Raw genomic sequence first — 11,252 nt, forward strand, 5'->3', positions numbered from 1 at the left:
GTGCGCGCTTCGACGTTGCGTCACCACGCGGGCCAGGCCGCATTTCCCGGCGGCGCATCCGATCCCGACGACGACGGGCCGGTGGCGACCGCCCTGCGGGAAGCCCGCGAAGAGACCGGTATCGACACCAGCCGGCTTCATCCGCTGGCGACGATGGAGCGAACGTTCATCGCGCCGTCGGGTTTCCACGTCGTCCCCGTGCTGGCCTACTCACCCGACCCGGGACCGGTCGCCGTTGTGAACGAGGCCGAAACCGCGGTTGTGGCAAGGGTTCCGGTGCGGGCCTTCATCAACCCGGCCAATCGGCTGATGGTGTATCGCAGCACCTTCAGCCGCCGCTTAGCCGGTCCGGCGTTCCTGTTGAACGAAATGCTGGTGTGGGGATTCACTGGCCAAGTGATTTCGGCGATGCTCGATGTGGCCGGCTGGGCGCAACCGTGGGACACCACCAATGTGCGGGAGCTGGACGAGGCGATGGCACTGGTCGGCGGTGAAGACGGGGCGCCGCGATGAACTCGATGACGCCGTCACAGTGGCTGGATATCGCCGTGCTGGCGGTCGCCTTCATCGCCGCGGTCTCGGGCTGGCGCTCGGGCGCGTTGGGCTCGCTGCTGTCGTTCGTCGGTGTGATGCTGGGGGCGGTCGCCGGTGTGCTGCTGGCCCCGCACATAGTCACGCATATCAGCGCCCCGCGGGCCAAGCTGTTCGCCGCGCTGTTTTTGATCCTGGCCCTGGTCGTGGTCGGCGAGGTGGCCGGTGTGGTGCTGGGCCGCGCGGTGCGCGGCGCGATCCGCAGCCGAACGATCCGGTTCTTCGATTCCGTCGTGGGAGTGGCCCTACAGCTGGTGGTGGTGCTGGTCGCGGCCTGGCTGCTGGCCACACCGCTGACCCAGTCGAAGGACCAGCCGGCCCTGGCCGCCGCCGTCCGCGGTTCGCGGGTGCTGGCTCAGGTCAACCAGGTCGCCCCCAACTGGCTCAAGACGGTGCCCAAGCGAATGTCGTCGCTGCTGAACACCTCCGGGCTGCCCGCGGTGCTGGAACCGTTCAGCCGCACCCCGGTCGTCGCGGTCGCGACCCCGGACGCCGCACTGGCCAACAACCCGGTGGTCGCGGCCACTCAACCAAGTGTGGTCAAGGTGCGTGCCATCGCCCCAAGCTGCCAGAAAGTGTTGGAGGGCAGCGGATTTGTGCTTTCTCCGCAGCGAGTGATGACTAACGCGCACGTGGTGGCCGGCGCTAATAATGTCACCGTCGCCGCCAACGGCACTCCCTATGACGCCACCGTGGTGTCCTACGACCCGTCGGTCGACATCGCCATCCTCGCCGTGCCCAACTTGGCGGCCGGGCCACTGGCGTTCGCCGACACCGCGGCGAAAACCGGTACCGACGCAGTTGTGACGGGTTATCCCGGCGGCGGTGACTTCGTGGCAACCCCGGCCAGGATTCGGGAGATCATCGAGCTCAGCGGTCCCGACATCTACCGCAACGCAACAGTCACTCGCGAGGTGTACACGATCAGAGCCACTGTGGAACAAGGGAATTCGGGTGGACCGCTGATCGACCTCAACGGCAACGTGCTCGGCGTCGTTTTCGGCGCCGCTGTCGACGACCCTGACACTGGTTTTGTGTTGACGGCCAAAGAGGTGGCTGGTCAACTGGCCAGGATCGGCGACACCCAGGCGGTCGGCACGGGGGCCTGCGTCACCTGATCCGGGGTCCGTGCACGTGCTCGAGAAACCGCATCAGATGCCGGTTGACTTCGTCCGGCGCCTCTTCATGGCCGAAATGCCCTACGCTGCCGACGGATACGTAACGGCCATGCTGCGCATAGCGCTGTGTGCGTTCCACCGGGTCGGCCAGCACGTAGGGATCGGCGTCGCCGCGCAAGTGCAAGATGGGGATGCCGGCCGGTCGTTTCATCGACCTCATGAACCGCCTGCCCTCGTCGCGCAGCTGGCTGCGCACGGCCCAACGCTGGTATTCCAGTGCCGAGTGCGCGGCCGACGGAATCTGGATCGCCAGCCGCAGATGGCTGATCGTTTCGGAGAAGTCTTCGGAGGCAAGCCATTTCGCGCAGGCGCGGCTGCGCACCAGCCGTTCCACTTCCTCGGCGCTGTGTCGGGTCAGCGCACGCTCCGGCCAGATCGGCACCTGGTAGCGCAGCAGCGTCGGCAGCAGCGCGCGAGCCTGATCTCGGTGGGTCAGCGCCGACCTTCGCAGTGCCGCGGGATGCGGTGAGCTGACCACCGCGATGGCGCGCACCAGCCTCGGATGCAGCACCGAGGTCGCCCAGCAGACCAGCCCGCCGTCAGCGTGACCGACGAGCGTCGCCGAGGAATGCCCGAGGGCGCGGATCAGTCCCGCGGTGTCGCCGGCGAGCGTCCAACCGTCATAGCCGCGAGGCGGCTTGTCGCTGCCACCGTAGCCGCGCAGGTCGACCGCGACGATGCGAGCTCCGCTCAGCCCACGCAGCTGATGACGCCAGGACCACCAGAACGAGGCGAAACCATGCAGCAGGATGACCAGTGGCCGCGCTGACGGCGGCGTGGTCGCGTCACCTGCGGTTGCCTCGACAACATGGAACCGGATGCCGTTGGCGTGCACGTCCAGATGGCGCCATGGCCCGTCGATACGGGTTACCGACGGATCCGGTGGCGCCATCTACCAACCCGAGGGGTCAGCGGGCATGCCGCCGTGGGGCGGATTCAGTGCCCGGTGTTCGGCTTTGTCGTGGCCGGGCGTGAAAGCGGTGCGCGTTTCTTTGACCGATTCGATTGTCTGCCGCGGTCCGCGAATGCGGCGGACCTTCAGGTAACCGCACAGCGCGAGCACTGCGGTGACAAGGACCATGATCCCGAACACGATTAGGTACGAAACCCACCGCCACAGCCAGGTGTTGAGCAGCTCAGCGACAAAGAAGAAGAAAAAGAAGGTCGAGTAAAACAGCACCACCAGCGCCGAGATAAAGAAGACGCTACCGGTGAGGCCTTTTTTGACGTCGCGGGTGATCTCGGCCCGAGCCAGCGCGACCTCAGCGCGAACCAGCGTGGATACCTGGGTTGTCGCCTCTTTGACCAGGTTGCCGATCGACGGCTCGCCGGCTGCGGCGTGTGGATCCGTCAAGGGAATCGTGGTCAACGTGCTCGGCACCCCACCCTTGCGCTGACCATCGGTCCCGGAGTTCTTACGGTCGCCCTTGCTCACACGCGGTCCTCCCGGTTCGCTGCTGTCGCGGTTCATGTTGCCATGCGGTGCGATATCAGACGAGCCCAGTCGAACAGCGCATGAGAACCCGCAGACGGCACGGTGCGCATGGTGGTCACGCTAGACTGGCGCAGCGTTCGGGATTCGGGCCCGGACTCATCGACGGGAGTGTTGCTTTGCAGAGCGCGCACCGCCGTGTCATGGCGGCGATGGTGGCCATGGTCGTGCTAATGGTGGCCGGCCCGGCCGCGACTAGCAAGGCTGCAGACGAGAAGGTTCCGCTCGGCGGGGGCGCGGGCATCGTCGTCAACGGCGACTCAACGTGCACCCTGACCAGCATCGGTACCGACAACACCGGCGCTTTGACCGGTTTCAGCTCCGCGCACTGCGGGGGGCCCGGCGCCGTGGTCGCCGCGGAGGCGGCCCAAGATCGCGGCACGGTGGGCACCATGGTGGCCGGCAACGACAGCCTCGACTACGCGGTCATCCGGTTCGACCCGGCGAAGGTGACGCCGGTGGCGAACTTCAATAACTTTGCGATCAACGGCATCGGACCCGATCCGGCCGTTGGCCAGGTGGTCTGCAAAGACGGTCGCACCACGGGCGAGTCGTGCGGTGTCACGTTCGGTCCGGGCCAAGATCCCGGCACCCTCGTGGCCCAGTTATGCGGTCAGCCCGGCGACTCAGGGGGACCGGTAACAGCCAACGGCGCGCTGGTCGGGATGATCCACGGTGCTTTCAGCGAAAACTTGCCCGGCTGCATCACCAAATACATTCCGCTGCACACCCCGGCTGTCGTGGTATCGATCAACGCGGTGCTGGCCGATCTTGCCGCCAAGGGCCGGCCCGGCGCCGGGTTCGTCCCAGTCGGGACGCCTTCTGCCACTTAACCCGGCTCGGCGGGCTACTCAGCCGAGCTCGGCGGTCTACTTGGCGGCGCGGATCGCGTCGAACACGCCCGGGTCGAGCAGCGTCGAGGTGTCACCGAGCTCGCGGTTTTCCGCGATGTCGCGCAGCAATCGGCGCATGATCTTGCCGCTGCGGGTCTTCGGCAGCTCGGGCACCACGTGAATTTCGCGCGGCCGCGCGATCGGCGAGATCTCGCGGGCCACCTGGGAGCGCAGTTCGTCGATGATCTCTTCGCCCACCTCCTCGGGTTGGTCGGCCTGCAAGACCACGAACGCGCAGATGGCCTGGCCGGTGGTGTCGTCGGTGGCGCCGACCACCGCGGCCTCGGCCACACCCGAGTGGCCGACCAGCGCCGACTCCACCTCGGCGGTGGAGATCCGGTGCCCGGACACGTTCATCACGTCGTCGATGCGGCCCACCACCCAGATGGCACCGTCGGCGTCGTAGCGGGCGCTGTCGCCGGCGAAATACCAGCCTTGCTCGGCGAACCGGGACCAGTAGGTTTCGCGGTAGCGGTCCGGGTCGCCCCAGATGCCGCGCAGCATGGCCGGCCAGGGCTGATCCACCACCAGGTAGCCGGTGACATGCTCACCCTCGTCGGGCCCGGGGTCGAGTTGCTTGCCCTGATCGTCGACGATCTTGGCCGAAATCCCGGGCAGCGGCCGCATCGCCGAACCCGGTTTGGCCGCAGCCACTCCCGGCAGCGGTGAAATCATCGCCGCCCCGGTCTCGGTCTGCCACCAGGTGTCCACCACGGGGGTTCGACCGCCGCCCATGACGTTGCGATACCAGCGCCAGGCCTCCGGGTTGATCGGTTCGCCGACCGACCCGAGCAGCCGCAGGCTGGACAGGTCGTGGGCGTCGGGAATCTCGCGGCCCCACTTCATGAAGGTGCGGATCAGCGTCGGCGCGGCGTAATAGATTGTGACGCCGTACTTCTCGATGATCTCGAAATGCCGGTGCTGGTTGGGGGTATCGGGAGTGCCCTCGTAAATGACTTGCGAGACAGCGTTGGACAGCGGACCGTAGACGCTGTACGTGTGCCCGGTAACCCAGCCGATATCGGCGGTGCACCAGAACACGTCCGTCTCCGGTTTGATGTCGAAGACGGCGTAGTGCGTGTACGAGCTCTGGGTGAGAAACCCGCCGCTGGTGTGCATGATGCCCTTGGGCTTACCGGTGGTGCCCGACGTGTACAGCAAAAACAGCGGCTGCTCGGCGTCGAACGGATGCGGGGTGTGCTCGGCTGCCGCGGCGTCGACGACGTCGTGCCACCACAGGTCGCGGGCCTCGGTCCACGGAACGTCGATGCCGGTGCGTCGCACCACCAACACGTGCTCGATGGGGCTGTCCGGCTGACCAACCGCTTCGTCAGCGGATTCTTTCAGCGGTGTCGGTTTGCCGCGGCGGAACTGGCCGTCGGCGGTGACCAGCAGCTTGGCTTCGGCATCGGCGATCCGCGCCTGCAACGCCTTCGCGGTAAATCCTGCGAACACGACGCTGTGCATCATGCCCAGCCGCGCACAGGCCAACATCGCCACGATCGCCTCGGGAATCATCGGCATGTAGATCGCGACCCGGTCACCGGCCACCAGGCCGAGGTCGGTGAGCGCATTGGCCGCTTTGCCCACCTCGGTGAGCAAGTCGGAATAGGTCAGGGTGCGGCTGTCGTCGACCGGCTCGCCTTCCCAATGGATCGCGACGCGGTCGCCGTGACCGGCCTCGACGTGGCGGTCGACGCAGTTGTAGGCGACGTTGAGCTTGCCGCCGACGAACCACTTGGCGAATGGGGCCTGCGACCAGTCCAGCACTTGCTCGAACGGGGTCGCCCAGGACAGGCGATTGGCTTGCTTGGCCCAAAACGCCAGTCGGTCTTCCTCGGCTTCGCGGTAGACGTCGTCGGTTACGTTGGCCTGCTCGGCGAAGTCCTCCGGCGGCGGATACGACGAGGTTGACGGGGCGTGCGTCTCGGTCACGTTTCGAGCCTAATCGGGTCGAGGGTTCTAGGGTCGGCCTCATGGCGCATCCGATCCGCGTGGCAGCGGTCATCGCTGCCGGGCTGCTGGTGGCGGTACTCACCGGCTGCAGCGGCGGCGGCGTCAGCCCTGACGTGGTCGTCGTCAACGGCGGAGAACCGCAGAACCCGCTGATTCCGACCAACACCAACGACAGCAACGGCGGCCGCATCCTGGATCGGCTGTTCGCCGGTCTGATGTCCTATGACGCCGAAGGCAAACCGTCGCTGGAGGTCGCGCAGTCGATCGAGACCACCGACAACGTCAACTACCGGATCGTCCTCAAACCCGGGTGGGCCTTCAGCGACGGATCATCGGTGACCGCGCATTCGTTCGTCGACGCCTGGAACTACGGCGCGCTGGTGACCAATGCCCAACTGCAACAGAGCTTCTTCAGCCCGATCACCGGCTTCGACGAGCTGGCCGCGCCGAATCCGACCGCGACCACCATGGCCGGGCTCAAGGTGGTCAACGACCACGAGTTCACGGTGCGGCTCAAGGCGCCAGCCATCGATTTCAAACTCCGACTTGGGTTTTCACCGTTCTACCCGCTGCCGGCTGGGGCGTTCAAGGACATGGCCGCGTTCGGGCAGCACCCGATCGGCAATGGCCCGTACCAGCTGGCCGCGGGCGATTCCTGGCAGCACAACGTGAAAGTCGACCTGGTGCCCAATCCCGGCTACCACGGCAACCGCGCACCGCAGAACAAGGGCCTGCGTTTCACGTTCTACGCCAACCTCGACACCGCCTACGCCGATCTGCTTTCGGCCAACCTCGATGTGCTGGACACGATTCCGACCAGCGTGCTGCCGGTCTACCGCAAAGACCTCGGCGACCGCGCCGTCACCGGTCCCGCGGCGGTCAACCAGACACTCGACACGCCGCTGCGGCTGCCGCACTTCGGTGGGGAAGAAGGCCGGCTGCGCCGGCTCGCCTTGTCGTCGGCGATCAACCGTGCCCAGATCTGCCGGCAGATCTTCGCCGGATCCCGAGCGCCGGCCCGCGAGTTCACCGCTAGCTCACTGCCCGGATACGACCCGAACATCGAAGGCAGCGACGCGCTAGATTTCAGCCCCGACCGAGCGCGGCGACTCTGGGCGCAGGCCGACGCTATCTCGAAATGGAGCGGCCGCTACGCGATCGCCTACAACGCCGACGGTAGCCACCAGGAATGGGTTGACGCGGTGGCCAACAGCATCAAAAACAACTTGGGCATTGACGCGGTCGGTGCGCCGCAGCCCACGTTCGCCGGGTTTCGCACCCAGATCACCGGCCGCAGCATCACCACCGCGTTTCGCGCCGGCTGGCAGGGCGACTACCCGTCGATGCTGCAATTCCTTGCGCCGCTGTTCGTCACCAGGGCCAGCGCCAACGACGTCGGCTACTCCAACCCGGACTTCGACGCGGCGCTGGCCAAAGCCGAGGCCGCGCCCAGTCTGCCGGAATCTTATGCGCTTAGCAACCAGGCTCAGCGAATCCTCTTGCACGACATGCCCGTTGTGCCACTGTGGTACACCATCAACGCGGCCGGGCACTCGCCCGCGGTGAGCAACGTGAACCTCACTTGGAACGGACTGCCCGACTACGAACACATCCTCAAGACCTGACATGGGCGCCTATATCGTTCGCCGCATCGCGGTGATGGTCCCCGTTTTCCTCGGCGCCACCCTGCTCATCTACGGCATGGTTTTCCTGCTGCCCGGCGATCCGGTAGCCGCGCTGGGAGGGGACCGGCCGCTGAGTCCCGCGGTGGCGGCACAGCTGCGCGCCCAATACCACCTCGACGACCCGTTCTGGCTGCAGTACGTGCACTACCTCGGCGGCATCCTGCGCGGCGACTTCGGGCGCGCCTACTCCGGATTGCCCGTCAGTGTTGTTTTGGCCCAAGCGTTTCCAGTAACGATTCGGTTGGCGTGGATCGCGCTGGCGGTCGAGGCGATCCTCGGCATCGGGTTCGGCGTGATCGCAGGTTTACGTCAGGGCGGCATCTTCGACGCCGGGGTGCTGATCGCCAGCCTGGTCATCATCGCGGTCCCGATCTTCGTGCTGGGCTTCTTGGCGCAGTTCCTATTCGGTGTCCGGTTCGGGATCGCTCCGGTCACGGTGGGGGATCAGGCAACGTTCACGCGGCTGCTGATGCCGGGCATCGTGCTGGGCTCGGTGTCGTTTGCCTACGTGGTGCGGTTGACAAGATCGGCGGTGGCCGCCAATGCCTATGCCGACTATGTGCGCACCGCGACGGCCAAGGGGCTCTCCCGACCCCGGGTCGTCGCCGTGCACATTCTGCGCAACTCGCTGATTCCGGTGGTGACGTTTCTCGGCGCGGATCTCGGGGCGCTGATGGGCGGGGCGATGGTGACCGAGGGCATTTTCAACATCCACGGCGTCGGCGGTGTGCTCTATCAGGCGGTCACCCGCCAGGAGGCGCCGACCGTGGTGTCGATCGTGACGGTGCTCGTCGTCGTCTACCTCATCACCAATCTGTGGGTGGATCTGCTCTACGCGGCACTGGACCCCAGGATCCGCTATGGCTGAACGGGTTGCAAGCCATGGCTTTTGGCGCGACACCTGGCAAGGTCTGCGCCGACGTCCGAAGTTCCTCGTCGCCGCAGCGCTGATCGTTCTCATCGCGGTGGCGGCGGCGTTCCCGTGGCTGTTCACCGGCATCGATCCCACGTACGCCGACCCCGACCAGAGCCTGCTGAACCCGTCGGCGGCGCACTGGTTCGGCACCGACCTGCAAGGCCACGACATCTACGCCCGCACCGTCTACGGAGCGCGTGCATCGATCACCGTCGGCCTGGGCGCCACCCTCGCGGTATTCGTCGTCGGCGGCGCGCTGGGCGCGCTGGCCGGTTTCTACGGCGGCTGGCTCGACGCCGCGGTGTCCCGGGTCGCCGATGTCTTTTTCGGGATACCGCTGCTGCTGGCCGCCATCGTGCTCATGCAGGTCATGCACCACCGCACGGTGTGGACGGTGATCGCGATCCTGGCATTGTTCGGCTGGCCGCAGATCGCGCGCATCGCTCGCAGCGCGGTCATCCAGGTGCGAGCCAGCGACTATGTGCTGGCCGCTGAGGCGATGGGGCTCAGCAGGTTTCGGATCTTGGTGCGCCACGCGCTGCCCAACGCCATCGGTCCGGTGATCGCGGTCGCAACCATCGCGCTGGGGGTTTTCATCGTGACCGAAGCGACGTTGTCTTACCTCGGTGTGGGGCTGCCGCCGTCGGTGGTGTCCTGGGGCGGCGACATCAACGTCGCGCAGGTCCGGCTGCGGGCCGGCTCACCGATCTTGTTCTATCCCGCCGGCGCACTGGCGCTCACCGTGCTGGCCTTCATGGCGATGGGTGACGCGCTGCGCGACGCCTTGGATCCGCGGTCATGACCGGCCGCGAATCGCCGCTGCTGGCAGTCGAGGACCTGGAAGTCAGGTTCGGCGACGACGATGCCGTGGTTCGGGGCGTGGAGTTAGCGGTCCACCACGGGCAGACTGTCGCCGTGGTCGGTGAATCCGGCTCAGGGAAGTCCACCACTGCTGCCGCGATTCTCGGGTTGCTGCCCACCGATGGCCGAATAAGCCGAGGCCGCATCGTTTTCGACGGGCTGGATCTGGCAGCGGCTGCTCCGCCGGTGCTGCGGTCGATCCGGGGCCGGGCGATCGGTTTCGTGCCGCAAGATCCGATGACCAACCTCAACCCGGTGTGGAAGGTCGGCTTCCAGGTACGAGAAGCATTGCGTGCCAACAACGTCACGAATGCCCGCGCCGTGGACCTGCTCGCGGAGGCAGGTATGCCGGATCCGGCGAACCAGGCGCGGCGCTATCCGCACCAGCTCTCCGGCGGCCTGTGTCAGCGCGCGCTGATCGCCATCGGCTTGGCCGGACGCCCGCGCCTGCTGATCGCCGACGAGCCGACCTCTGCGCTGGACGTGACCGTGCAGCGAAAGGTGCTCGATCATCTGCAGCGCCTCGTCCGCGAGCGCGGCACCGCGGTGTTGCTGATCACCCACGATCTGGCACTGGCCGCCGAACGCGCCGAGCATCTGGTCGTCATGCACCGCGGTGTCGTCGTGGAATCCGGTGCTGCACAAGATATCCTGGCGGATCCGCAACACGACTACACCCGACGGCTGGTGGATGCGGCACCGTCACTGACGCCGCGCACCGCGTCCGCTGAGCAAGCTCGTCAGCACGTGGTGCACGAAGCGGCAGAACACGCCGGTCGGCCGGTCGACGAGGTGGTGGTCGCTACCGAGTTGACCAAGGTCTACCGGGTATCGCGCGGGGCGCCGTGGCGGCATACGGAGTTCTGTGCTGTTGACGCGGTGTCGTTTCGGCTGCGGCGAGCTACCACGCTGGGGATTGCCGGCGAATCAGGTTCGGGCAAGTCCACTGTGGCGCGAATGGTGCTTGGGCTGCTGCGACCGACGTCGGGCACGGTGCTTTTCGACGGCCAGGACATCAGCACGCTGGACCGGCGCTGGGCGGTCAAGTTCCGCCGACGTGTGCAACCGGTGTTTCAAAACCCCTACAGCAGTTTGGATCCCATGTACTCGGTGTTTCGGGCCATCGAGGAACCGTTGCGTATCCACCGGATCGGTGACCGTCGGCAACGCGCTCACACGGTGCGCGAGCTAGCCGACCAGGTGGCGTTGCCGGCGTCGCTTCTGGGCCGGTTGCCGCGCGAGCTGTCGGGTGGTCAACGCCAGCGGGTCGCGATCGCCCGGGCGCTGGCGCTGCGCCCCGAGGTGCTGGTGTGCGACGAGGCCGTTTCGGCCCTTGACGTCGTGGTCCAAGCCCAGATACTGGACCTGCTCGCTGACCTGCAGGCCCGCCTCGGCCTGACCTTTGTGTTCATCAGCCATGATCTGGCGGTGATACGCCAGATCGCCGACGAAGTTATGGTCATGCGCGACGGCCGGGTGGTCGAGCACGCAGCGACCGAAGACGTCTTCACCCGACCACGCCACGACTACACCCGCGAGCTGCTGGCGGCAATCCCCGGCGCACCGGCGCGCTAGGTCCAATGGCGGCGACCCGCTGCACCCGGCTTCGCCGCGCTTGCGATCGCCGCTAGGTCCAATGGCGGCGACCCGCTGCACCCGGCTTCGCCGCGCTTGCGATCG

The 11,252-nt window shown here is 66.6% G+C and carries 9 protein-coding genes and 1 pseudogene (1 of these 10 cut by a window edge); 7 read left to right on the plus strand and 3 right to left on the minus strand.

Annotated elements, in window-relative coordinates; translation table 11 throughout:
• Both ACFE99_RS14225 and marP read left to right on the plus strand, forming a co-directional pair.
• A pseudogene (locus ACFE99_RS14225) lies at positions 1 to 513 on the plus strand (NUDIX hydrolase); it begins 221 nt to the left of the window's first position.
• Between the two features lie 5 nt (positions 514 to 518).
• On the plus strand, positions 519 to 1,709 hold the full coding sequence (marP, locus tag ACFE99_RS14230; protein WP_375486298.1) for an acid resistance serine protease MarP: 1,191 nt from the start codon (positions 519 to 521) through the stop codon (positions 1,707 to 1,709).
• On the opposite strand, the gene ACFE99_RS14235 is transcribed toward marP, so the two are convergent.
• The gene (locus ACFE99_RS14235; protein ID WP_375486300.1) at positions 1,702 to 2,661 is read right to left on the minus strand and encodes an alpha/beta fold hydrolase; all 960 of its coding nucleotides are present in this window, start codon (positions 2,659 to 2,661) and stop codon (positions 1,702 to 1,704) included. The two genes, marP and ACFE99_RS14235, sit on opposite strands and share 8 nt — an antisense overlap.
• A complete protein-coding gene (locus tag ACFE99_RS14240) occupies positions 2,662 to 3,204 on the minus strand; it encodes a phage holin family protein (protein WP_375486302.1) in 543 nt (180 codons plus the stop codon).
• 176 nt (positions 3,205 to 3,380) lie between these two features.
• Here ACFE99_RS14240 and ACFE99_RS14245 point away from each other — a divergent pair, with 176 nt between their 5' ends.
• Positions 3,381 to 4,094, plus strand: coding sequence for a S1 family peptidase (locus ACFE99_RS14245; RefSeq protein WP_375486304.1), 714 nt, complete (start codon positions 3,381 to 3,383; stop codon positions 4,092 to 4,094).
• A 36-nt stretch (positions 4,095 to 4,130) separates the two neighbouring features.
• On the opposite strand, the gene acs is transcribed toward ACFE99_RS14245, so the two are convergent.
• Complete coding sequence (gene acs / locus ACFE99_RS14250; protein WP_375486306.1) at positions 4,131 to 6,089, minus strand: acetate--CoA ligase; 1,959 nt, start codon at positions 6,087 to 6,089, stop codon at positions 4,131 to 4,133.
• 41 nt (positions 6,090 to 6,130) lie between these two features.
• Here acs and ACFE99_RS14255 point away from each other — a divergent pair, with 41 nt between their 5' ends.
• Genes ACFE99_RS14255 through ACFE99_RS14270 form a run of 4 tightly spaced genes read left to right on the plus strand, consistent with a single transcriptional unit; the run spans position 6,131 to position 11,147 of the window.
• Positions 6,131 to 7,735: an ABC transporter substrate-binding protein gene (locus tag ACFE99_RS14255; protein WP_375486308.1), complete on the plus strand. Its 1,605-nt coding sequence runs from the start codon at positions 6,131 to 6,133 to the stop codon at positions 7,733 to 7,735.
• 1 nt (position 7,736) lies between these two features.
• Positions 7,737 to 8,663, plus strand: coding sequence for an ABC transporter permease (locus ACFE99_RS14260; RefSeq protein WP_375486310.1), 927 nt, complete (start codon positions 7,737 to 7,739; stop codon positions 8,661 to 8,663).
• Positions 8,656 to 9,513: an ABC transporter permease gene (locus tag ACFE99_RS14265; RefSeq protein WP_375486312.1), complete on the plus strand. Its 858-nt coding sequence runs from the start codon at positions 8,656 to 8,658 to the stop codon at positions 9,511 to 9,513. Before ACFE99_RS14260 ends, ACFE99_RS14265 begins: the two co-directional genes overlap by 8 nt.
• Positions 9,510 to 11,147, plus strand: coding sequence for a dipeptide ABC transporter ATP-binding protein (locus ACFE99_RS14270; RefSeq protein WP_375486314.1), 1,638 nt, complete (start codon positions 9,510 to 9,512; stop codon positions 11,145 to 11,147). The genes ACFE99_RS14265 and ACFE99_RS14270 overlap by 4 nt, the downstream gene beginning before the upstream one ends.
• The last annotated feature ends 105 nt before the right edge of the window (positions 11,148 to 11,252 follow it).

Source organism: uncultured Mycobacterium sp. (assembly GCF_964249325.1).
In the GTDB taxonomy this organism is placed as follows: Bacteria; Actinomycetota; Actinomycetes; order Mycobacteriales; family Mycobacteriaceae; genus Mycobacterium.